Source organism: Intestinibacillus massiliensis, assembly GCF_900155735.1.
Lineage (GTDB): Bacteria > Bacillota > Clostridia > Oscillospirales > Butyricicoccaceae > Intestinibacillus > Intestinibacillus massiliensis.
Genome location: NZ_LT707049.1, coordinates 119,472 through 141,993 on the forward strand (window position 1 = coordinate 119,472; position 22,522 = coordinate 141,993).

Annotated in this window: 26 protein-coding genes; 9 read left to right on the plus strand and 17 right to left on the minus strand. The window is 54.8% G+C overall.

What is annotated here, in order from left to right; genetic code table 11:
* Positions 1-9: 9 nt before the first annotated feature.
* On the plus strand, positions 10-348 hold the full coding sequence (locus tag CZ203_RS01965) for a BofC C-terminal domain-containing protein (protein WP_087064400.1): 339 nt from the start codon (positions 10-12) through the stop codon (positions 346-348).
* A gap of 306 nt (positions 349-654) precedes the next feature.
* Here CZ203_RS01965 and CZ203_RS01970 read toward each other — a convergent pair whose 3' ends face one another.
* Positions 655-2,430, minus strand: coding sequence for a stalk domain-containing protein (locus CZ203_RS01970; protein WP_087064401.1), 1,776 nt, complete (start codon positions 2,428-2,430; stop codon positions 655-657).
* A 204-nt stretch (positions 2,431-2,634) separates the two neighbouring features.
* On the opposite strand from CZ203_RS01970, the gene pdaA reads away from it, so the two are divergent.
* Positions 2,635-3,459, plus strand: coding sequence for a delta-lactam-biosynthetic de-N-acetylase (gene pdaA / locus CZ203_RS01975; RefSeq protein ID WP_235847441.1), 825 nt, complete (start codon positions 2,635-2,637; stop codon positions 3,457-3,459).
* A gap of 78 nt (positions 3,460-3,537) precedes the next feature.
* On the opposite strand, the gene CZ203_RS01980 is transcribed toward pdaA, so the two are convergent.
* The 6 genes from CZ203_RS01980 to CZ203_RS02005 form a co-directional block, all read right to left on the minus strand.
* Positions 3,538-4,395 (minus strand): hypothetical protein, encoded by an 858-nt coding sequence (locus tag CZ203_RS01980; RefSeq protein WP_087064402.1) that lies wholly within the window; start codon positions 4,393-4,395, stop codon positions 3,538-3,540.
* A 60-nt stretch (positions 4,396-4,455) separates the two neighbouring features.
* Positions 4,456-5,475 carry a 3-deoxy-7-phosphoheptulonate synthase gene (gene aroF / locus CZ203_RS01985; RefSeq protein ID WP_087064403.1) on the minus strand — a complete coding sequence of 340 codons (1,020 nt, stop codon included), beginning with the start codon at positions 5,473-5,475 and terminating at the stop codon, positions 4,456-4,458.
* A gap of 78 nt (positions 5,476-5,553) precedes the next feature.
* The gene (locus CZ203_RS01990) at positions 5,554-6,030 is read right to left on the minus strand and encodes a methylglyoxal synthase (RefSeq protein WP_087064404.1); all 477 of its coding nucleotides are present in this window, start codon (positions 6,028-6,030) and stop codon (positions 5,554-5,556) included.
* Between the two features lie 93 nt (positions 6,031-6,123).
* Entirely contained in the window at positions 6,124-6,708 is a 585-nt protein-coding gene (locus CZ203_RS01995; protein WP_159456317.1) for a peptidoglycan recognition protein family protein, read from the minus strand.
* A gap of 194 nt (positions 6,709-6,902) precedes the next feature.
* Positions 6,903-9,143: a sensor histidine kinase gene (locus CZ203_RS02000; protein WP_143436080.1), complete on the minus strand. Its 2,241-nt coding sequence runs from the start codon at positions 9,141-9,143 to the stop codon at positions 6,903-6,905.
* Entirely contained in the window at positions 9,130-9,819 is a 690-nt protein-coding gene (locus tag CZ203_RS02005) for a response regulator transcription factor (RefSeq protein ID WP_087064407.1), read from the minus strand. The genes CZ203_RS02000 and CZ203_RS02005 overlap by 14 nt, the downstream gene beginning before the upstream one ends.
* Positions 9,820-10,108: 289 nt before the next feature.
* Here CZ203_RS02005 and CZ203_RS02010 point away from each other — a divergent pair, with 289 nt between their 5' ends.
* Both CZ203_RS02010 and CZ203_RS02015 read left to right on the plus strand, forming a co-directional pair.
* The gene (locus CZ203_RS02010) at positions 10,109-10,855 is read left to right on the plus strand and encodes a LytR/AlgR family response regulator transcription factor (protein ID WP_087064408.1); all 747 of its coding nucleotides are present in this window, start codon (positions 10,109-10,111) and stop codon (positions 10,853-10,855) included.
* Positions 10,852-12,198, plus strand: a complete 1,347-nt coding sequence (locus CZ203_RS02015) for an ATP-binding protein (protein ID WP_235847442.1) — start codon at positions 10,852-10,854, stop codon at positions 12,196-12,198. Before CZ203_RS02010 ends, CZ203_RS02015 begins: the two co-directional genes overlap by 4 nt.
* A gap of 356 nt (positions 12,199-12,554) precedes the next feature.
* On the opposite strand, the gene CZ203_RS02020 is transcribed toward CZ203_RS02015, so the two are convergent.
* Positions 12,555-13,430, minus strand: a complete 876-nt coding sequence (locus tag CZ203_RS02020; protein ID WP_087064409.1) for a helix-turn-helix domain-containing protein — start codon at positions 13,428-13,430, stop codon at positions 12,555-12,557.
* A gap of 178 nt (positions 13,431-13,608) precedes the next feature.
* Between CZ203_RS02020 and CZ203_RS02025 the strand changes: the two genes are divergently transcribed.
* A complete protein-coding gene (locus tag CZ203_RS02025) occupies positions 13,609-14,793 on the plus strand; it encodes an iron-containing alcohol dehydrogenase (RefSeq protein ID WP_087064410.1) in 1,185 nt (394 codons plus the stop codon).
* A 327-nt stretch (positions 14,794-15,120) separates the two neighbouring features.
* On the opposite strand, the gene CZ203_RS02030 is transcribed toward CZ203_RS02025, so the two are convergent.
* Positions 15,121-15,786, minus strand: coding sequence for a hypothetical protein (locus CZ203_RS02030; protein WP_087064411.1), 666 nt, complete (start codon positions 15,784-15,786; stop codon positions 15,121-15,123).
* Between the two features lie 521 nt (positions 15,787-16,307).
* Here CZ203_RS02030 and CZ203_RS02035 point away from each other — a divergent pair.
* On the plus strand, positions 16,308-16,958 hold the full coding sequence (locus tag CZ203_RS02035; protein WP_159456318.1) for a site-specific integrase: 651 nt from the start codon (positions 16,308-16,310) through the stop codon (positions 16,956-16,958).
* Between the two features lie 196 nt (positions 16,959-17,154).
* On the opposite strand, the gene CZ203_RS14440 is transcribed toward CZ203_RS02035, so the two are convergent.
* Both CZ203_RS14440 and CZ203_RS02040 read right to left on the minus strand, forming a co-directional pair.
* Positions 17,155-17,331 (minus strand): hypothetical protein, encoded by a 177-nt coding sequence (locus CZ203_RS14440; protein WP_159456319.1) that lies wholly within the window; start codon positions 17,329-17,331, stop codon positions 17,155-17,157.
* Between the two features lie 125 nt (positions 17,332-17,456).
* Entirely contained in the window at positions 17,457-18,032 is a 576-nt protein-coding gene (locus tag CZ203_RS02040; protein ID WP_087064413.1) for an SOS response-associated peptidase, read from the minus strand.
* Positions 18,033-18,222: 190 nt separating this feature from the next.
* On the opposite strand from CZ203_RS02040, the gene CZ203_RS02045 reads away from it, so the two are divergent.
* The 3 genes from CZ203_RS02045 (at position 18,223) to CZ203_RS02055 (ending at position 20,045) form a co-directional block, all read left to right on the plus strand.
* Positions 18,223-18,828: a helix-turn-helix domain-containing protein gene (locus CZ203_RS02045; protein WP_087064414.1), complete on the plus strand. Its 606-nt coding sequence runs from the start codon at positions 18,223-18,225 to the stop codon at positions 18,826-18,828.
* Between the two features lie 109 nt (positions 18,829-18,937).
* Positions 18,938-19,621, plus strand: coding sequence for a phosphatase PAP2 family protein (locus CZ203_RS02050; RefSeq protein ID WP_087064415.1), 684 nt, complete (start codon positions 18,938-18,940; stop codon positions 19,619-19,621).
* Between the two features lie 121 nt (positions 19,622-19,742).
* Positions 19,743-20,045 carry a hypothetical protein gene (locus CZ203_RS02055; protein ID WP_143436082.1) on the plus strand — a complete coding sequence of 101 codons (303 nt, stop codon included), beginning with the start codon at positions 19,743-19,745 and terminating at the stop codon, positions 20,043-20,045.
* 47 nt (positions 20,046-20,092) lie between these two features.
* On the opposite strand, the gene CZ203_RS02060 is transcribed toward CZ203_RS02055, so the two are convergent.
* The 6 genes from CZ203_RS02060 to CZ203_RS02080 form a co-directional block, all read right to left on the minus strand.
* Positions 20,093-20,812 carry an N-acetylmuramoyl-L-alanine amidase family protein gene (locus CZ203_RS02060; protein WP_159456320.1) on the minus strand — a complete coding sequence of 240 codons (720 nt, stop codon included), beginning with the start codon at positions 20,810-20,812 and terminating at the stop codon, positions 20,093-20,095.
* A complete protein-coding gene (locus CZ203_RS02065; protein WP_087064418.1) occupies positions 20,809-21,090 on the minus strand; it encodes a phage holin family protein in 282 nt (93 codons plus the stop codon). The genes CZ203_RS02060 and CZ203_RS02065 overlap by 4 nt, the downstream gene beginning before the upstream one ends.
* The gene (locus tag CZ203_RS02070; protein WP_087064419.1) at positions 21,068-21,340 is read right to left on the minus strand and encodes a hypothetical protein; all 273 of its coding nucleotides are present in this window, start codon (positions 21,338-21,340) and stop codon (positions 21,068-21,070) included. The genes CZ203_RS02065 and CZ203_RS02070 overlap by 23 nt, the downstream gene beginning before the upstream one ends.
* Before the next feature lie 48 nt (positions 21,341-21,388).
* Positions 21,389-21,634: a hypothetical protein gene (locus CZ203_RS02075; RefSeq protein WP_087064420.1), complete on the minus strand. Its 246-nt coding sequence runs from the start codon at positions 21,632-21,634 to the stop codon at positions 21,389-21,391.
* 41 nt (positions 21,635-21,675) lie between these two features.
* Positions 21,676-21,834: a hypothetical protein gene (locus tag CZ203_RS14445; protein WP_200809413.1), complete on the minus strand. Its 159-nt coding sequence runs from the start codon at positions 21,832-21,834 to the stop codon at positions 21,676-21,678.
* A gap of 135 nt (positions 21,835-21,969) precedes the next feature.
* Positions 21,970-22,515: a hypothetical protein gene (locus CZ203_RS02080; RefSeq protein WP_087064421.1), complete on the minus strand. Its 546-nt coding sequence runs from the start codon at positions 22,513-22,515 to the stop codon at positions 21,970-21,972.
* Positions 22,516-22,522: the final 7 nt, after the last annotated feature.

The window sequence follows — 22,522 nt, forward strand, 5'->3', positions numbered from 1 at the left end:
ATATCAAATATGATGCAAAATTCCGTACAGGAACCCTCGGACGCCCGCTGGTTCCGGCATATGCTCCTGATTGCTGCGACTGTGCTTATCATCTCCGGGATGGCGCTGATGCATACGCGCGCCGTGCCCGCCGCCGCGCCCATACCGGCGCCCGCCGCACAGGGCTATACCGCCTATGCCCTGGATAACCATATCGCCATTTACAACGCCGGCGAAACGTCCCCCGCGCTCGTGACCGATATTGACGTGCGCGCCCTCCCGCTCGCCGACCAGGAAGCCCTGCGCCAGGGCATCCCCCTGGCGGACGACGAAGCCCTCGCCCACTTGTTGGAAGACTACGGGAGCTGATCCCCCCTCCCTTAAAACCTGAAAAGCTGCCCATGCCGGAAAAGGCCTGCAGGGCGCCGGCCTTTCCTGTATAATGGATGCGGCCTTGGAATGCCCGGGTGACGCAATCGAAGGGGGTTTTGTCAATGTGGAGGGTGAGGACGGCACATTGGAACCTATAAAGCGATCAACCAAGCGGCCGGCGCGGCAGCGGGTGTATGACCCCAACTACTGCTGCAGCCGTATATGATATCCCCCCACGTCAAACCGACGGAAAAGGCGGCCGGCTCCAAGCCGGCCGCCTTTTCCCGCGCCATGGGTTTTATCTCATTCCGCGTCTTCCGGTTGTTCTTCTGTCGGCGTCCAGGCGTCCATCAACCCTTTCAAGTCGATCACAAGGGCGCCCTCGGGCGGCTCTGTCAGCACGGTTTCGTCCGTTTCCTCCACCTCGGTATGGAGTGTCAGTTCGCACTTCATCTGGTTTTGCAGGTGGAGGGCATAGCGCGCTTCCCCCTTGCCCTTTGCATACTGTACGTCCATGGTCAGCAGGATGTCGCTGCCGTTCGTCGGCATGCCTATGCGGCAGCGCAGGGTGGCCGTACCAGCCCCGCTGACCTCATTAAAGGTCAGCTTGCCCTCAAACTCCTTGAGCCAGTTTTGCAGGCCAAACGGGCTGAGCGCCTCCTCTTGCCCGACGAAAACGGACTTGTCGACCTTGACCGTGTAAGTGGAGCCGCTCTTGGTAAATTGCTGGTCGCCCAGCACGCCGCGGAGCGTCTGCACGTCAGCCATCATCTCGCTGTATTTTTTAGAAGCGTCGTAACGCAGGTTCCCGGCCATGATGCGGTACAGGATCTGGCCGAAGGTCCTATTGCCGTTCTCTTCAAACGGCATGCTGCTTTGCAGCTTGCCCGCCAGGCCGATGTTTGTGATCTTAAACCACGCCCCGTCGACAACCGCCGGGATCTTGCCCTCCGGGGCGGCCAGCGACAGCAGGTCCTTCATCGCCGTGGTTTTGACATAGAGGGTATCCTCATCCACATTTAAGATAAGCTGCAGCTTGCCGTCCTTCAGCATGTGCTGCAAAGTTTCCATCTGGCCGGCATAGTCCGCTTGCAGCCATCTGCTCCAGCTGCCAAGTTCCGTACTCACCAGGCTGACCAGGGACGCCAGGTCAAACTCCATGTCCATCTGCATCTGGTAGCCATGGCTCAGCACGGTAGCCTTCGCCTTGATGGGATAGGTGCGGTCGCCGTCGATCGTATCGAACCGCGTAATTACGCCGGCAGCCTCGAACGCCGAACGGTACGTCTTGTCCGCATCGTAGCCCGGCGCGGAAGCCAGGAAACGGTTCAGGATGGTAAAACTGCGGTCGATGTCCGCGGCGATCGAATCGCCGTCCAGCACAACAACTGCCTGCGCCCCCTCGTCCCAGCCCACATCGAGGCCGAGCGCCTCGCAGACCGGGCGTACCGGGACATACATCTGCCCGTCCTTTTCATAGGGCGGCACATCCAGCCCCACGCTTTCCTGCGCGCCGCCGCGCCATGCGTCCAGCACCGTGCCGCCCATACCGACGGTTACACGGTTGCCGTTCAATTCAATCTGCACGACCTCAGCCGCGGCAAAATACTCCATTTCGCCGCCCAGCGCCTCTACCAGCAGGCGCACCGGCGCCATGGCGCAGGAATCCTTCATCTCCGGCTGCCCCTGTGTAAAGTCGACTTTCCGGCCGTTGACCTGCACCTGCATGGGCGGGAGATATTCATAGGCGTCCAGGCGGGCAAACTGCGTCGCAGCGTCCCGCAGGAACTCTTCGCGGCTGGAAAAATACGTATCCACCATGCCCCAGCCCCAGCCCTGGTAGGCGCGGTCAAACGCCATATCCGGGTTTTGCTGCAGTTGCGGCAGATAATACTGGTACCGCTCGCTTACCCAGTCGTAGCTGACGCCGGATATCCCCCAGTTGTCCATAAATTCTTGCGCCGTGCTGTACCCCCACTGCTGGTAAAGCGGCGGGTTTGTGTCGGCCGCAAGCGCGGGGACGCCCAAGCCGCACAGCAGCGCCGCCGTTAGCAGCAGCGCGATCGCTTTCTTTTTCATAGTCACCCCTCCTAAGATCGTAGCCCACCATCGTGGAACCCTATGATTGATTCCAGTATAACATATTTTATCTATATTGGCAGCGTATTTTTCATTTTCTTTTGTCACTTTTCACAATGCGTAATCCCGCAGCGCCTCATAATCCGCTGGGCGGCCGCATACATTCGTAGGGTAGAACGGTCAAATGAAAGGAGTGCTTGTGACTTGTTTTTGACGATCAAACGCCGCTGGGTCGTAATGGGCGCGGCCGCGCTTTGCCTCGCAGGGGCCGCCTGCTTTGCCCTATCGCGCCCGGATGCGCAAACGGTATCCGGCCAGGCGGCGGTGCCCGCTTCCACGACCGACTGGGGGCTGTCGTTCCAAACCGAGGGCGCGCCGCCCATCGGGAACGCCACGCCCGAACAACTCGCACAGTACGGCGCATATTACCTGGGCGACCCGGCGAAAAAGACCATTTACATCACCTTTGACGCGGGGTATGAAAACGGCAACACGCCTGCCATCCTGGACGCGCTAAAGAAGCACAACGCCCCGGCGGCTTTTTTTGTCGTAGGCAATTATATCGAAACCGCGCCGGATCTCGTCAAACGCATGGTGGAGGAAGGGCATATCGTCGGCAACCACACCTTCCACCACCCCGACATGTCCAAAATCGCGGACGCCGCCGCGTTCCAAAAAGAGCTCGACGACCTTGCGGAGTTGTTCCAGCAAACCACCGGGCAGGAACTGCCCAAATTCTACCGCCCGCCACAGGGCAAATTCAGCGAAGAAAACCTGAAACAGGCGCAGGCGTTGGGGTATCACACGGTGTTCTGGAGCCTCGCCTATGTCGACTGGTACACCGACAACCAGCCGAGCCATGACGAAGCGTTCAAAAAGTTGCTGCCGCGCATCCATGACGGCGCGATCGTCCTGCTGCACTCCACCTCGCAGACCAACGCGGAGATCCTTGACGAGCTGCTGACCAAATGGGAAGGCATGGGCTATACCTTCGGCTCTTTAAGCGACCTGCCGGGGCTTACGGCATAACAAAAGGCCGGGACTTGCGTCCCGGCCTTTTTGCAAGGCGATGATGATACCCTGATGCCCTTTGGCGCGTGCGTCGCCCTATTGTGGCAGCAGCGACGGGTCGACGCCATACACCTGCACGACCTCAAGCAGCGGGCTGCGCGCAATATCGCGCGGCAAAACCACCCGGCCGCCGTTGCCGTCGATGTCGTACCCGGCGGCCATGTACGCGAGCCAGACCAGGTGCGCGCACTGCGTCCCGGTAATGCCCGTTTCCCCTGGCTGCTTGGGATGGAGTACGCCGACGGTAAAATCATAAGGTATGCCCACGAGATGCTGCATTGCCCATGCCGCGGCTTGCGCGCGCGTGGCCATGGATGCATCGCGCAGGCGGAGCACCGCAAATTGCGGATACCCCTCCCACTTGGATAAATCCTGTATGCTGGACTTGCTGCCCAGCACCACGGATTCAAGCGTCCGCCGCCCCACAGGGTCGACCACAAGCGCCGCATGCCCGTTGCGCCAGCCGAAGGTATGCGAACACGGGGTGAGCAGGATATCGCCCGCCTGTATGCCGACGATGTCCGTCGACCGGGCTTCCTCCCCCGCAGCGCCTGTCACCCGCTCCTCAAAGGATATCGGGCTGTTCGGCTGGCAAAGGAAATGGGGGCTTGCAAAATACGCCGCCTGTAGGCGCAGGATCTCCTGCTTCCCGTCCGGCGCATCCCATAGCGCGTCGACCGCCGGGCGGCCAAGCCCGGCCTGCGCCAGCAGCGTGCGGTAAACGCCGTCGTCCGGCTTTTCCTTCTGCAAAAGCTGCGTCAGGTCAGCCTCTTCGCCACTGGGCGCGTAATAAGCGCCCGGTTCCGCCGTGTACCGCCAGCCGGTAAGCCCGGCCGACAGCACCAATAAAATACAGGATATGGCGGCAAATGGCCGTCTGCCCTTCGCATGCACAGCTTGTACGCCTCCCCGCTCTCCGCCGCGCCGGTACCCCGGCCAATTTTTATGCCGTATTTACGCTGTGACGAGCTGCTTGCCCTCAAACACAACGCGGCGGCTGATATTCTCCATCACACTGTCAAACTGCGGCAGGTCCAGGGACTGCGCGCCGTCGCACAGGGCGCAGCGCGGGTTGTTATGCGCCTCGATCATCAGGCCGTCGGCGCCGGCGGCGATGGCGGCGCGGGACAGCGGGTCGATCATGTCGCGGCGCCCCGCCGCGTGGCTCGGGTCGACGATAATCGGCAGGTGCGAAAGCGTCTTGGCCAGCGGCACCGCGGAAATGTCCAAGTTGTTTCGGATCATGGTTTCAAACGTGCGGATGCCGCGCTCGCACAGCATGACGTTTTCATTGCCGCCGGCACAGATGTACTCCGCCGACATCAGGAACTCCTCCATTGTGGACGACAGGCCGCGCTTGAGCAGGATGGGCTTGTTCGAGCGCCCCAGTTCCTTGAGCAGCATGAAATTCTGCATATTTCGCGCGCCAACCTGGATGATGTCGACATCCGCGAACAGGTCGAGGTGCTTTTCGCTCATGATTTCCGTCACGATCGGCATGCCGGTCTGGCGCTTGGCTGCAAGCAGCAGCTTGAGGCCGTCCGCCTCCAGCCCCTGGAACGAGTACGGCGACGTGCGCGGCTTGAACGCGCCGCCGCGCAGGAAGGACGCGCCCGCCTTCTTGACCGACTCCGCGACCATCAGGATCTGCTCCTCGCTTTCCACTGAGCACGGCCCCGCGAAAACGTTAAAGTAGCCCTCGCCGATCTTGCGCCCCGCGACCTCGATGATGGAGTCCTTGGGGTGGAACTTGCGGTTTACCTTTTTAAACGGCTCGGAAACGCGCTGTACGCGCTCCACGATCTCATATGCCGCAACGTCGCTCTCGTCGATGCGCGAGGTGTCGCCGATCAGGCCAATGATCGTAGTATTGGCGCCTTCGGAGTAATTTATCGACAGCCCCATGTCCTTAAAGTGGTTCAGCAGGTTGTCGATACGCTCCTTAGGCGCGTTTGGTTTTAAAATTACTACCATTGTCTTTTACTCTCCTTGTTGTCCCGTTAAAAAGGGGACGGCGCAAAAAGCCCGTCCCCTTTTTATGTATTTGTTTCGTTACTTCTTCATGTCCTCAAAGCGTCCCATCACGTTCTTGTTGAAATTCATGACCTGATGGGTGTACTCCTCGTCCATAAACGGGGAGCTCAGCAGGAAATCTGCCGAAGAGCGGTTAAACGCGCAGGGGATATCGTATACCGCCGCAATGCGCATAATCGCCTTGACATCGGGGTCATGCGGCTGCGCCGCAAGCGGGTCCCAGAAGAAAATCATACAGTCGATCGAATTCTCTACGATCCGCGCGCCGATCTGTAAATCGCCGCCCAGCGGGCCGCTGTTGAACGCACGGACGGGCAGGCTCGTTGCGTCCGCAATCAGGCGCGCCGTCGTGCCGGTGCCGCACAGGAAATGCTTTTTGAGGATTTCCGCGTGCTGCTGGCACCACTCGATCATTTCTTTCTTCTTATTGTCATGCGCGACCAGCGCAATATGCTTTTGCTTGGGGAATGTCAAATCCAAATAGTCGCTTTGCATACGATCACTCCTTTTCCGGATTTCATACGTTTGTTATTATACCATACAAAGTGGAAAAGGGAACAGCTTTTTGCAAAAATTTTACGAAGCAGCCTATCCCCCCTGCTGCTTTTCCTGCTCTTTCAGCGCTTGGCAGTCCCGTGCGACCCGATCCAGGAACTCGTCCCAGCGCCCGTTTTCAATCAGCCGCGCCGGGCAGACCTTGCCGGAAAAGTCCTGGTGCTTCTTGACGTCCTTGACCGAGAGGCCGTATTCCCGCAGCAGCGTCGCGGCCAGCAGCTCGCCGTTGCGCAGCGTCTGCTCATAGTCGCCGTCCTCGTTGACGCAAAGCTCGATGCCGATGCCGTTGAGGTTCCCGCCGTTCTTTTCCAGGTGGTCGCTGGCGTGGTACGCCGCCTCGTCGTCGGGCAGGTTGTGGTAAATCTCATGGTCGTCCACCGTGTAGTGCCAGGAAAGCTCCTGCGTGTCGGCGTTCGTCAGCAGGAATTTATTATGCGCCGCAGCGTCCGCGCCCGCGCTGAAATTATCCGTTTCATGGATGACGATGTACTTGATATCCCGCTTGACCCCCGGCCGGGAAGCGGAGCCTTCGGGCAGGAAATTCGAAATTACCGGGATATCGCCGATATAGGTAAGCCCCGCGTCCTCATCCGGCGTTTTAAAAAGCCATAACAGCACGCCAACAGCGGCGATTGCAATTGCAATCGCCGCGATCAGCCTTGGCGCCCTATTATGTTTCTTCCTATTGCGATTCCCCCGCCCGTTTGATGGCCGGACGTTCACCATACTCACTTGCAACCGTCTTAGTCCCCTGTTTTATATATTTGTTCCTATTGTATACCGTAGCCCCCGCAAATGCAAACGGAAGCGTGTTACTTTTCTGTAAAATCAGGGCGGTACTCCGGCATGGACAGCGTGGCCTTAAACAGGTCGCCGTCCACCTCGATATCGAAAATGCCGTGCTGGAGCTGCGCAAGGCTGGTCGCGATGGAGAGCCCCAGGCCGCTGCCTTCGCTCGAACGCGATTCGTCACCGCGTTTAAAGCGCTCCATCAGCTCTTCCGCCGGTACGTTCAGCTCGTATGCCGAAATATTCTTCATCACGAGCGTCACCATGCCGTGCCCGCGCGTCACATCGAGGTATACGCGGCTGCCGTGCATCGCATATTTGACCACATTGGACAGCATGTTTTCAAAAATCCGCCAGACCAGCCGCCCGTCCGCGTGGATAAACGCCGCCTGTTCGGGCATGCGCACCCGCACGTCGAGCTCTGCGTCGCGCAGCTTGTCGTCGAACTCGCCCAGGCCCTGCCGCACGAGCGCAGACACGTCCACCTGCTCCAGGGTGACGGTCATTGCACCACTCGTCGCCTTGGCCGCTTCGAACAGGTCCGTCGTCAGCACGCGCAGGCGCTGCGTCTTCTGGTTGATGACGCCGACATACTCCCGTTCCTTTTCGCGGTCGGGTTCGTCCTTCGCCAGCTCGTTCTGGAGCAGGTCGACATAGGTGACGATCGAGGTCAGCGGGGTCTTGATATCATGGCTGACATTGGAGATCAGCTCGGTCTTGAGGCGTTCCGCCTTGACCTCGGAAGAAATCGCAGATTCCAGCCCCTCCGACAGCGTGTTGATATCCTGTGCGAGCGCGCCCAGGTCGCCGCCCTCCACGTCGATTTTATAGTCCAGGTTGCCGCCGCGCACCTGCTTGACGCCCTCCTGGATGCGCTGAAATTTGGAAATTGTGCGGTAGGTCACAAAAATCGCGCCCGCAATGATAAACGGGATGGTAAACCAGAACATGCACAGCAGCGGCGCAAGCACGGCTACCAGCATGCCGCGCGCCATCAGCCCGCCGCCGTTCCAAACCGAACGCACCGAACGCGCCACCCATTTGGCAAAGCGGATGCACAGCCGCCCGATTGCGAAGCTGCGGATAAAGCGGCGCGCCTTGAGCGAGCGCATGAGGCTCAGGAGCAGCGGCATCCCCGCCGCCAGCACGCCGCAAACCGCCGGCACCGCGATCGGCGCGATATCCGTGACCGGCATACGCATCGTCCCCTCGAGCAAGGCCGGGAACACACAAAGCAAGGCGATAATCAACGCGATGTGCACCTCGGAGTACATGCGGTCGATCAGGCACAGGTGAACCTGCGTTTCATCGGGGACGCGCCCGGTGACGATGCAGAGATAGATAAAGCACGCCAGCGCAAGGATGACGCTCGCCACCATGATCACGACGCAGTCGGTCGTGGTGCGGTGGTCCTGCGCCCACTCCTGCTCGCGTTCCGCCAGGTACTCCGGGTAAATGCCGACCCCCAGCGCGTCGCTTGGCTGGATCGCGTACCCGTCGCGCGACGGGTAAAAAGACGTATAGGCGTAACCGCTGAAATCCATCCAGCGCTTGGCCTCGCCGTCCTTATATACGACAATGCTATCCTCGAGCAGGTCGTACTGCGCATAAATCGGCATCTTTTGGATGCTGGCGCCCGCGGTGTTTTCCAAACGGGAATTGGTCTCCGCGCGATAGGAGCTGAACGCAAATTGGCCGCTCACCGAGCTTAAAAAGGTCTGCACCCGCTGGAAATTGCGCAGCTGCTCATTGATGATGGACTGCCTGGCGTTTTCAACCGCCTCGGGGTGCTCGCTCAGGTAGCGGACGAACACGCCGTCCTCAAACATTTCCCAGTCCGGATGCTGCTGCATCACGCCGATGCTGACATTGAGGTCGGCCGGGCTGGGCGATTCGGTAGCATAAGCATCCGTGCCGTAGGTATCCTCCTTGGCGCGCTGCTCGTCATAATAGTTATCGCGGTAACGGCTGTAAGCGCTGCCGTCGAAAAGGTTGCGGTATAGGTTGTATTCGTCCACCGCGCCGCCACTGCGCACATTGTCTTCGTTGATATAGTCGTACTGCATGACCATAACATTATTGATCACGCGCGCCAGCTCGTCGGCGCACACGCTGCTGTCCGCATAGGTCTTGCTTTCAAACGCCGACGGGTCGCTCACTTTGCCCGCTATCGTCAGGAATGACAGCACAAACGCCGCCGCCATGCCCAGGATCACCAAGTATGCAATAAACTTGCAGTACCATTGGCGGCTAAATCTTTTCAATTTTGTAACCAACGCCCCACACCACCTTCAAATACTTCGGTTCCTTTGGATTAATTTCAATTTTTTCGCGGATGCGGCGCACATGCACCGCAACGGTATTCTCCGGGCTGTAGGCCGGTTCATTCCATACGTTTTCATAAATCTGCTCAATCGAGAAGACACGCCCGGCGTTTTTAGTCAAAAAACACAGGATGCCGTATTCCACCGGGGTCAGTTTGACCGGTTCGCCGTCCACCATGACCTGCTTGGCCTCGTCGTCGACCACCAGGCTGCCCGTGGTATACACGCCGCTGCGCGTCTCCATGCTGCCCAGCATGGTGTACCGCCTGAGCTGGGACTTGACCCGCGCGACCAGTTCCATGGGGTTAAACGGTTTTGTCACATAATCGTCCGCCCCCGCGGTCAGGCCGCCGATCTTGTCGTAATCCTCGCTCTTGGCAGATAGCATAATGATCGGGATATTGCGCTTCTCCCGCAGCTTCATTGTCGCGTTCATGCCGTCCATGCGCGGCATCATGATATCCATAATGATCAGGTGGATTTCATACTTCTCCACCATGTCGAGCGCCTCGATCCCGTCGGACGCCTTGTATATTTGATACCCCTCCGCTTTTAGGTATATTTCAATCGCGTCCGCGATGGATTGTTCGTCGTCGCATACCAAGATATTGTACATTTCCTATCACCCTTTCCCCAACAGTATACCATACTGCCCTGATATTTTAAGCTTAACGGATAAAGCTTACGAAAAATTTAGCCGTTTCCTTAAGTCTTTCTTAATCTGCCCACAGTGCCCCGCGCGGCCGCCCTCCCCTGTTTTGACGCGCCCGCCTGCCGCAGCTTATGGCGGGATGCAGGCGGCAATCCAAGCGCGTGGCCACAAATTGCAAGTTTTGGCCGCAAATTGCATTGCCGCGGGCGCCCGCTTCCTGTAAAATGGGGGATAAGGATGGGGGTGCCCGACAATGGAAAAACGGGGCTTGGGGTTCCGGGTCGCCATTATCGACGACCTAGCCGCGTGCCGGCGGGAAATACAGGATTGCCTTTCCCGGTATTTCCAAGAAAACTACGCCGGGGAGGCGCCCGCTGTGGAAACCTATCCCAGCGGGGAGGGATTTTTAAAACATATCGCGGAAGGCGCCTACGACATGGTCTTTATCGACCAATATATGGGCGGCCTGTCCGGCATCGAAACGGCACGGATCATCCGGGAGGCCGACAAGTTCGTGGCGCTCATTTTTGTCACCACCAGCCGCGACCATGCCGTCGACAGTTACGGGGTGCGCGCCTGCGGTTACCTGGTGAAGCCTTATTCATACGATGATTTTGCCAGGACAATGGAACTGGCCGGCATGGAGAAAATCCGCAGCGCCCGCTTTATCCGCGTGGAAGGGGATAAAATCCTGCTGCGCGAGATCCTCTGGTGTGACCGGGACGGGCATTACATGCAGATCCATACGGACAGGCGCGGCGTCCTGCGCTTCCGCCTGCCCTTCAGCGAACTTTCCGCGCTTTTCGCGCCATACCCGCAGTTTATGGCCTGCTACAAGGGCTGTATCGTCAACCTGGAACGGACGCAGCGTATGGACGATCTGGATTTTGTGCTGGACACCGGCGAAAAAGTCCCGTTTTCCAAACGGGACAAAAAGAAGATTGAAACGCTTTACCATGCATATCTATTTGACCGGGAACGGGGGGACGGGCTGTTATGAAACTGGCTGATACATTGATGGTGCTTTTGTTCCCATTCCTTGACGTGCTCCCCTTCACCCTGCCCCGGTACTGGCTCTTCCGGGACACGCTGCGCATCCCGTTCCGGTACATCGTATTGCTGCAGGTGTGCCTGGCTTCGGCGTACAGCGCGCTCTTCTACCTCGTGAACCTGGCCGGGTATGAAACGGCGGCGCAATGGACGACCATTATCCGGTATTTCTTCCTGCTGGTCTTCCTCGCCCTGGCGTTCCTGCTGATTAAGGCAAGCATCCCCAAATTGCTGTTCACTTGGCTGCTGTTCGTCGCATGGCAATTCTTCGTGATGGGCAACGCCAATTACCTGGAAAGCCGGTTTTTCCCGGATCTTTCCGCACCGCACCCATATTTGGTCTATAATATCGCGCGCATCGTGATTTATTTGGTCACCTGCCCGTTTTTGCTGCGCTTTTTCTACCGCACAGTAGCGGATGCGCTGCGGATCAACGACCGCGCCATGTGGCGGTACTTTTGGGTCATCCCGCTGTTTTCCACCCTGTTCGGCATGCTCTACTGCACCACGGACGACGTTTATGCCTACGCTTCCTGGCAGTTCCTCGCGTCCCGCTACCTGATGCTGTTCGGCGCCTGTTACGTATCCTATGTCGCGCTCAAGGTGCTGAAAATCTCCCACAGCCGGACGCTGCTGGAGGAGGCGCTAAAATATGCGGACCGCAACCTGCTGGCACAGAAAAAACAGTATGACGGCCTTGCCGCCCACATGGACGAATTGCGCAAGGCGCGCCACGACCTGCGCCAGCACCTCGCCGTGGTAAAATCCTATATTGACCGGGACGATAAGGCCGGCCTTGCGGAATACATCGAAATTTATAAGAGCGAGCTGCCGCCGGATACGCTGGAGCTGTATTGCCGCAACGACGTGGTAAACGCCGTGGTGTGTTACTATGCGGCGCAGGCGCGGGACAGCAAGATCCGGTTCGACGCCAAAGTGGATTATCCTGACGGCTGCCCCGTGTCCGCGACCGATATCACGGTGCTGCTCGGCAACCTTTTGGAAAACGCCGTGGAGGCCGTCAAACGTGGGAATGGCACGCAAAAATACATTAAACTCCGTGTAAAACGGCACGGAAATGCCGCGCTGCTCATCCTGGTGGACAACCCCTGCTTAACGCCCGTCCATTTCAACGGGGTAATCCCCTTATCCTCCAAGCGGGAAGGCGCTGGGATCGGGGTGGAATCCGTATGTGAAATTGCAGCCCGGTACGCAGGGGAGGCCAAATTCGAACAACGGGACGGCGTGTTTTACGCCTCGGTATACCTCAGCTATGCAGGCGACAGCATATGAATATGATACCGCAAAAGCCCAGGCGCTTTGATTCAACGAGCCTGGGCTTTTGCATAGTCATTACCGGACACTCCACCCTAAGCTATGACAAGCATGAAAACCACTGTTAAACAGGTAATAAAACCATCTAATACAGCGCTTTCCGTACGTAGCTGCCGGCCGGGATGGAACCATCGTCCGTTCTATCCCCGGGATGAAGGAGCCTCTTTTCTATGCATTATGCTATCCCTGACGGTGCAAATGCGGCCAAGGGCGGCAGCAGGGTAAGGGCTGTCTGGCGGCGGGAGGACGGGACATGGTTTGTGGAGAATGAAAGAGCCCCCCCTAAATTGGGGTGTCCTCTTTTTATGTCCTTTTTATTTATTATGCATACGGCGGAAGGCGCTGGGCGTCATATTGCACTCCCGGAGGAATAGTTTGCCGAAATATGCACTGTCGGAAAAACCGCATTGATAGCTGATTTCCGTGATGGACAACTCGCTTTCCGCAAGGAGTTTTTTCGCCCGATTCAAACGGAAGCCAAGGATGTAATCCGATGGGCTTTGTCCGACGCTGTGCCGAAAGCTTCGCTGTGCCTCCCGCACACTGATGCCGGCCGATGCTGCGATCTCCGCAACCGTCAGCTTTTCAGCATAGTGCTGGTTGACAAAGGAAATCATGCTGCGAATCCGGTTCTGCTCATCATTGGGTACAGCGGCGGCGGGCGTAAAGTTTTCCTGAATCTCTCGAATCAGCAGGAGCCATGTTTCCGACAAAATATTCCTTGTTTGAAACTCTGTATCACTTTGCGCTTGCAATTCCCTCAAATGATACAGGTTATTTAAAATCTGATTGGCGGCCTTTTGCCCGCGTCGAATGATATGGACGGAAATTTGCCGATTGTTCAGGATAGGATTCAGGTATTTGGTTTCAAATAGGCTCTTGAAATGGCCGCTGAGGAACACCGGATGAAAAATATGGTTGATTTCAAGCGTATGGCCGCCTGGGCTCGCATTCTTTTTCATATCCATCACATTGGTATTGATAAAAAAGCCGTCTCCCTGATGGATGACATATTCCGCATCAATCGTCGAGATCGTACTTGCCCCCTCCTCAATGTACCCCAGTTCCACCTCTTCGTGCCAGTGCCATGGAATGACAATATCGGTCAAATCCTGTTCGTGCATACAGTACGGATATTCTGTGGTCATCCCGTGGATCTGTTCCACTTGGTTTTCATCTGTGATAAACAAAGCTGCACCCCTCCCGCTTATTGTAATTTCCACGCCTAAATATTATAATCATTATATCATGTTTGTCGTAATTATACTAATATTTCTTGCAATCCTCATATTATTTGTAGAGGCACTGCACTATAATAGAGACATCAACAGAAACAGGTTGCAGCAATACATGAAAGGAGATTTCAAAATGGCTTACGGATTTGAATACTATTCCCCCACCAAGGTTGTATTTGGAAAGGGCGTTGAGGAAAAAACAGGACGCTACATACAGGCGCATGGCGGCAAGAAGGTTTTAATTGTTTATGGGGGGAAAAGCGCGCAGCGTTCCGGCATCCTGGATCGTGTAAAGGCATCGCTGGAAGCCGAAGGCATACAACATACCGAGCTTGGCGGTGTTGTCCCAAACCCCCGGCTGGATAAGGTCTACGATGGCATTCGCATCGGCCAAGCGGAACACATTGATTTTCTGCTTGCAATCGGCGGCGGATCCGCTATTGACACGGCAAAAGCAATTGCCTACGGCCTTGCAGAGCCGGAGCATGATGTATGGGAGCTGTATGAGCACACCAGGACGGCTCAAAAATGCTTACCGGTGGCCAGTGTGCTTACCATTGCCGCGGCTGGCAGTGAAACCTCTAAGGGCAGCGTCATTACAAATGAAAAAACCGGGCAAAAGCGTGCCTACGACGATAACCTTGCCCGTCCGAAATTTGCAATCATGAATCCCAAATATACCGAAACGCTTCCTGATTATCAGACGCAGTCGGGCTGCGTGGATATTATGATGCACACCATGGAGCGGTATTTCACAAACGGCGGGAACATGGAGCTTACGGATGCAATTGCCGAAGGGCTGCTTCGCACCGTCATGCACAACGCAAAAATTTTACACAGGGATCCGGGCAATTACGACGCAAGGGCAGAAATCATGTGGGCAGGCAGCTTGGCGCATAACGACCTTACAGGCTGCGGCAACGATGGCGGCGATTTCATGTCGCACAAGCTGGAACACGAACTGGGTGGCATGTTTGATGTAACCCACGGGGCCGGTTTAGCTGCTATATGGCCGAGCTGGGCGAGATACGTCTATCAGGAGTGTATGCCAAGGTTCGTCCGGTTTGCGATCCAGGTCATGCAGGTCACGCCCGGGGCAACGGATGCGGAAACCGCTCTGCAGGGCATCAGTGCAATGGAGGATTTCTATCATAGCATTGGTATGCCCATCAACCTAAAGGAACTTGGCATTCAGCCTACGGACGAACAGATCGCTGAATTGGCCGAGGGCTGCATAGCCGCATGTGGAAGCAAGACCGGTTCCGCGAAAGCCCTGTCCCTGAGTGACATGATTGCTATTTATCAAAACGCACGGTAAAAGGGATGCACGCATAGTGGTCTGCACAATTGCCCATTCGAGTTGTTGGAGGCGCAATGTTTTTAATCATTGTTGTCACTACCAATTGTGCACCCCTTGCCACTTGAAGATACGTTAGGCCGTATCCAGCTATGGATACAAGCCAATGAAATTGTTACGGCAAAATTCATTTATGCCTAAAAAAGCCCCTTTGGCCATTCCAGGCCAGAGGGGCTTTTTGCATATATTATACCGAGGATGCAACTGCGTAAACAGATAGAGCCGGCGAGTGGCAATGTCTCTCCCATCCGGCTCGGCCGTAGCTGGTGCCGGCTCAGGACGTGCAGGTCAAAACCCGTACCGCCGAGAGCCTGCAGCTCCCCACGTGTTCCTTTTGCCGGATGGCAAGAACAAAAAGCCGCCCCAGATGGGGCTTTGTGCATCTGACGTTTTTTCAAATGTTGCGACTACTTGGACAGAAAAGAGCTTTTGCAAATCAGCACTTTTCGCTGCTTCCAAATAGGAATCCACCGTCAAATTTTTATTGTCCGAAAGTACTAGAGAATACTTCCCATTTCGTTCCAGCAGCGCGATGGACGTAAAGAAAAGGCCTCTTTTTTTGACTTCATCATCACCCCTGTATTGCCTGGTAAAATCATTAACCCCATAATGCATTTTCCCGTCAAAAAACAAGTATACAACCATGCAATACCCTTTTTCGCTAAACTCATAGATCCTTATTTGTGATTGCAATCCCTGCTGCGTATCGTGCAAATAAGCTTTTAAGGCATTTTCACCCTTGTGCAGCCTTCCGGAGCCGCCAATAACCACGTCTCCATCTTTCAATGCTTGCTCCATGGTGATTATTTTGGGGAGCGCATCCATTTGCACAGAAATTTCCTGGATTTTATTTATGTAAGCAATGGATTGCTTATTATACCTGTATGTTGTAACACTAATAATAATTGCCACTAATAGCAATAGCAAAGATAGTCCAGTGATTTTCTGTTTCAAACCAACACCCCTCCCACTCCCGCATATCCTTCAGCGCTTCATCAAAACTGCTAAGCCCAGGGCTTCAAAAATCGGCCTGACTAATATAACGCTTTGGGCAAATATTAAAAAGCTTTCAACGTGTATACATACTAATCCCTTTCATGGGCTTTGCCTAGTTCCAGCATACCATATATTTGCATTTTATAACATAAATTTTTTCATTTAAAACTATATATTTTTATTCCCAATACATACCGCCCGGAGATCGGGTACATGTGCGTGAAAGATGTGCGCCCTGTACATTGCCAACGTATCCTGAACAACATTGAGGGCTTGGCAAAGGATACTGTTAAGAAGGCACGCAGCCAGCTCTACAACATGTTTGAAACAGCCAAGGACAACAGCCTCTGTACGACAAACCCCGCGTCAAAATTGGCAATGCCCCAAACGGCGGAACCAGGCACGCACAGGGCGATCACAGAGCGCGAACGCAAAAAATTATACCCGAGGCCGCGAAAACGCATCCTGCGGGCGCGTGGGTGCTCACGCTGCTCTATACCGGATTGCGCCCTGAGGAATCCATCGTACTGCGCGGCGCAGACGTTACAGGCGGCCACATCCATATCGACAAGGCCTATGACCGCAGTACCCGCGAGACAAAGCCGCCCAAGAGCAAGGCCGGGTATCGCGACATCCCCATTATCCCGAGCCTTGCCGCAGCCCTGCCCAAGGTGGAGCCGTTTGAGCTGGTCTTTAAAAACACCCGTGGCCGCCCGCTGGATGAGAAGGCAATGTACCGGATGTGGCACCGGTTCAAAGCTGCGATGCAGGAGGTTGAGGCGCAGATGGTCGCGCAGGGCACTATCCCCGCCTTTGCCGAAGAACTGCCGCCCCTGGTGCCCTACGACCTCCGGCATACCTACTGTACCGACCTCGAGCGCGCGGGCGTGCCGCTCAACGTGGCAAGCCGCCTAATGGGGCACAGCTCCGTGGAGATCACTGCCCGGATTTACACCCATACGTCAAAGGACATGTTTGATGACGCCGCCTCCAAATTGGACGCGCTGGTTGCCAGAACAGGTGACGTAATAGGTGACGTAAAAGAAACCCGCAAATACCCGCAAATACCCGCAAATACCCGCAAATGGGCAAGCCGACGCGGCAAAAAGCCATCCCGCATAGAAGCGTAATAAATACAAAAAAGCACTGTCAAACAGGTGATAAACCCATCTAAACAGTGCTTTTCGTTTGGAGCTGTTGACCGGGATTGAACCGGTGACCTCATCCTTACCAAGGCAACAATATTTTTGGTGAAATGCCCGTATTATCTAGGTTTGCGGCACTTCAATTTTAGAGGTGCAACGCGAGGTGCAACATCTGAGTGTTTTACTTCCTTTCCACAATCCACCACGGATGCTCTTTCGCAACCTGCTTCCCCTCCATATACTTTCGTGCAGCCTGCTCCGTTGGGAAAGCCTTTGCATACTCCTGCAAGAACACCGCTACTCGGTGATTGTACAAATACTTGCAGCGACCGTCTACCATAATCCTAATGTAATACATAAAGTATCACCTCCAGATATAGTACAAATCCAGAAGTGTTGGTTTGTGTGGATTATGTCGAATATAGGATGTTCTTTTTTGGCTCAGGCAACGTTTTATACCTTCTTTATAACATTGGTATGGTATTATGCTCCCCCAGACACCTCACGATGTTCAAGCATAATCCCTGTCCGGTCAAGGATCGGCTGCACGCTATCCGGATTTGATAGCCAAGACTGGATTTCTTCCGGCTGTAGGATCACCGGCATGCGGTTATGGATATCTGAGATTGAGGCGTTTGCCTCTGTGGTCAGGATCACATAGCGGTTTTCACCACGGAAGCAGTTAAAAAGGCCAGCTAGGTATAGTGTCTCAACGCCCGGCTTACGGAACAGGTACTTTTGCTTGCGCCCATCCTGCGACCATTCAAAGAAGCCGGAGGTCGGCACAACACACCGCCCTGTGAGCAGCGGCTTCCGGAACATCATTTTATCCGCCGCAGTTTCTGACCGGGCGTTGATGATGACGCCGTTCCCCTTAAAGTGCGGGAAACCCCATATATATGCCTCCGGCTTAGCTCCGTGCCCTTCGGACACCAGCACGGGCGCTGTGTTCGTCGGGAATATTTCTCCAGTCTTAAACGCTTTCCCTGCATTGTCCAGGCGTTCCGCGATCTCCCGCAACTCCATAGAATCCTGCGTAAATTGATATCTGCCGCACATATTTGCCCCTCCATTGCTTATCTGCATTGCTCTTGAGGGTAGTATGGCAACCGACACGATAAAATAATTCGAAAGGCTTGTTTTTTATTTGTGCTGATGCCCATATTCCGTAATTTGAAAGACTAGCTATAAAAAGTTGTATCCATATGGTAAAATATAAACAAAAAAAACATCAAGGTCGTAAACGCTTATGGAATTTCATGAAAAGCTGCAAGAACTTAGAAAACAAAAAAAATTAACACAAGAAGAACTTTCTGAAATACTGTTTGTTTCACGAACTGCCATTTCAAAATGGGAATCAGGGCGTGGCTATCCTAGCATTGACTCCTTAAAAGCTATTGCAGAATTTTTCGGGGTAACAATAGATGAACTGTTATCTAATAGGGAGCTGATTTGTCTTGCAGAAAAAGATAGTCACCAAAAAACACAGCATATGCGTGACTTAGTGTTTGGTTTGATTGATTGTTCTGTTGGAATGTTGTTTTTTATTCCTCTTTTTGGGCAGAAAGAGGGCGATATAATTCGTCAAGTGTCTTTGCTATCGTTACAGGAAACGCCCTTGTTCATAAAAGCTATATACCTTGCAATTATTTTATTAACAGTTGCTTGCGGCATTGCTACATTAGCTTTGCAAAATTGTTCCTGCCGTATTTGGATAAAAATAAAGACTGTCTTATCTATGGTGTTGACTACCGTTAGCGTTGTTATCTTTATTGCAAGTCTTGAACCTTATGCCGCCTTTTTTATATTCGTTCTGCTGATTATCAAGGGGGCCTTGCTGCTAAAACGCCCATGACACGAAGCGTATCATAGATGTGACGGCCAAATTCTTTCATTATTTGTACTCCAAAGCTAAAGTGTGATTAGGCAAAAGCCAATTACATAAAAGACAAAGGAGCAAAAAAATGAAACAAGCAAAGAAAAAAATCCAAAAAGATTTTGGTGTAACTGCTGGGCTGTTGGTTTTATCAATTCTCTACACAGTGGCGATTATGTTTATTGATGTACGTCCAATCGGCCCACAAGGTTCGGTTGTCGGGTTCGCAACGGTCAATCAATATTTTCATACACTATTTGATACGAATATGTTGTTATATAAAATAACAGACTGGTTGAGTATTCCTATACTGTTTGTTATGTTGGGTTTTGCAATAGTAGGTGTTGTGCAACTTATAAAAAGAAAAAGCCTATTGCGTGTAGATAGCAGTATTTTGATATTGGGCGGTTTTTATGTGCTTGTATTTTTGGTATATCTCTTTTTTGAGTTTTTTGTTGTGAACTACCGACCAGTTTTGATTAAGGGTTTTTTAGAAGCCTCTTATCCGTCCTCTACAACAATGCTTATGATGTGCATTATACCTACGGCTATCATGCAATTTCAACGATTGATTTCAAGCAAAGGATTAAGAAACATCGTAAGTACCCTTTGTGTTATCTATGCAGGTTTTATGGTCATTGGAAGGGTTTTATCAGGTGTGCATTGGATTACGGATATTATCGGCGGAATATTGTTTAGTGCAACATTTGTTATGCTGTACTATTCCATAAATCAGTGGGTGAAGTACAAAACCATTTTGGGCTTTTGCTAGTCGAATAAACAATTCTCATTTGTAAAGGCCAGCCACTAAAGTTGCGAAACATATATAAAACAGCCCCTCAAGCTATGTTGACCTGAGGGGCTTTCCGCATATACTATCCCCGGTGATGTATATGCGGAAAAAGATAGACCCGATGAGCGGCAATGTCTCGAGCGGAAAGGCTTCCCACCCTGCTAGGCCGCAGCCAGTGCCGACCATAAATGTACAGGTCAAGACCCGTACCGTCGACGGGCTGCAGCTCCCCCATGTGATCCTTTTACCGGATGGAAGGGAGTTTCCCGTCGAACGCGTATACGGTAGCCGGCACGACCCCGCACGGGACGATGCGCTGCGATATGCAGTCCGGGTCGGCGGCAGGACAAAGGCTGTCTGGCGACGGGAGGACGGGACTTGGTTTGTGGAAGCACTGAAATAAAACAGCCCCTCCAGCCATCAGGCCAGAGGGGCTTTCGCATGTCCATTTTACTTATACAGCCCGGCGCGCCAGTTGATCACCAGCCCGCGCAGCATGTAATGCTCCAAGTCGAGCTGCCCGTCGCCGTCGCCCTTGAGGTAGCCCTTGGCGATCAGGTCGTTTACGCACTCCCGCGCCCAGTCCGGCACGTCCTGGATGGTCTTGTAAACCGTGTACATATCGTCGTCCTCCTTATAGGTAATTTCTGCCCAGAAACACACGCCCCTTGCAATGGCTTCGGCCACCGTCTGCCGGTAACATGCCGTCGCCAGCTTCGTGCATTCGTCCGGGTTGCTGATAAAGCCCGTTTCCACCAGGATTGCGGGCATGTCCGTGCCACGCAGCACACCGAGGTCAGGGCGTTCCTTCACGCCCCGGTTCTTTGTGCCCGTGGACTTGATAACCTGCCCCTGTACCAGCGCGGCCAGATGCGCAGCCTTGCCGGTGTCCCGGTAGACCAGCGTTTCCACACCGGATGCAGACGGCTGCGCGCTGTTCAGGTGGATGGATACGAACCCATCCGCGCCCCATGCGTTTGCGGCCTTGTAGCGCTCGTTGATGCCCACGTGGATATCAGACTGCCGGGTATACCGGACAGCCATCCCCTGCGCCGTGAGCAGCGCGCCCAGGCGCTTTGCGATATCCAGCGCATAAACCGCCTCGTGGTGGATGCCGTTGCACGCGCCCGGGTCGCTGCCGCCGTGGCCGGGGTCAAGCATGATCTTCATTCCTTCCCGCCGTCCTTTCCAGGCCTGCAATATGTAAGCGCCCGCGCGCTGTCTTTCACGCCGGCGGTCGTCGGGTCGTTGCAGGCGTTCCATACGCTTACGGCCACAAGGCCGAGCACGTAGGGGTTGCTTACCGCGCCGAGCAGCAGGTCACCAAGCGCCGCCCAGCTTGTCAGGTCTGCCGCCGTCAGCCCCGCGTACGCGAGGATCGGCGTGAGCACCGCAAGCGCCATCTGCGCCCACCATACGGGGTTTTTAATTCTTACTTTCCAGTTCATCCTTGTCCTCCAGTCGCGTAATCCGCTTGTCATGGTCGGCAAGCTGCTTGTCCTGTTCGTCGTTGTGCTCCCAGATACGCCGGTGGCTCTCGGTGTTCTTGATGCTCATTGCGTCAAAGTCCGCCTTGACGCCCTCCACTGTGGCCGTGAGCCGCGTAATCGCCTGCGTCAGGCTGACCACCGGCTTTGCCACGATCACGAACAGGCCGAGCAGCGCCGAGATCACCAGGACAACGCCCCATTCTGTCATAGATACCTCCCCCAAAAGGGTCGGGGCGGTTGCCCGCCCCTCGCCGCCTTACTTGTGCTTCTTCTCCGGCTCGCCATGGACGCTGCCGTCCTTCCAGACATAGCCGCGCAGGGTACCGTCCTCATGGAACGCCTTGCCGCGCACGTAGTCGAAGAACGCCCGGCGCTGCTCCTCGCAGCCCTCCGGCGTGCCGTACTTGGCGTCAAACATGCTGACCGCGACGCCCCAGTCCTTGCCATTCTCGTTCGCAATCTTCGTGATCTCCGCAATGTGGCCGATGTAGTAGTTTTCCATGGTCTTGTCCTTTCCGGGCGTTAGCCCTGTCCGTTATATTGTTACGCAGGTTCGGCCTGCGTGGCCGTCGGTAAAAGTGAGGTCAGCTCGGCGTACTCGGCTTCCGTAAGCTTGCCCTTTGCGAAGAAGATATCAACCTTCACGTCAAGCCCTTCCGTCTGCCCGCGCTCAATGAGCCGTTTCAGCGTCCTGTACAGCATGATCATCCACCCCCAATTCTAATAAAATGAGCCTGTACTCCAAATCGACCAGCATAGCGTCCCGGTCGGCCTCGGTCTGGTCTGTGTCCCGCCGCTTCGCCTGTGCCTCGGCAATGGAATCCACCCTGCGCCGCATCATTCAAACGCACCCCCAATCGACGTGATATAACATTCCCCTGTCGCCGTACCGCGGTCAAGGGTGACGCGGAAAGCCACGCCCCAGGTATCCGCGGCCTTGTCCTGGTTGCTGAAAAAGATCTTCTTGCTGTTCAGCACCTTGTCCGTCACGTCCTGCCATACCGGTTCAGCGTCGCTGCCGTTGTTGCACGCTTCGACCGTCAGGACGCTGCCCACGGGGAAGCTGCCTATGACCGATGCGACCGCCACTGTCGGCATCGCGTCGGCTGGCATGGCGTCCGTGGTAAAGCTGGCCTGCGTGACCTTTTTGGTAAAGGTGTAGGTGCGCTCCGTGTACGCGCCGTTTTGGTCGGTCGCCTTAATCTTGAAGGTATGCGAGCCGTTGAGCACCTGCGCCCACTGCGTAGCCGTAAAGGCCATGTTGTAGGTAGTGCCGAGCGTCGCAGTATAGGTGCGGAACGCCTTGCCGTCCAGGGTTTCGGTCACGGTTACTGTGTCGCCGTCCGGGTCGTTGATGCTGTAGCTTGCGGTTGGCGGTGTCATGGCGAAG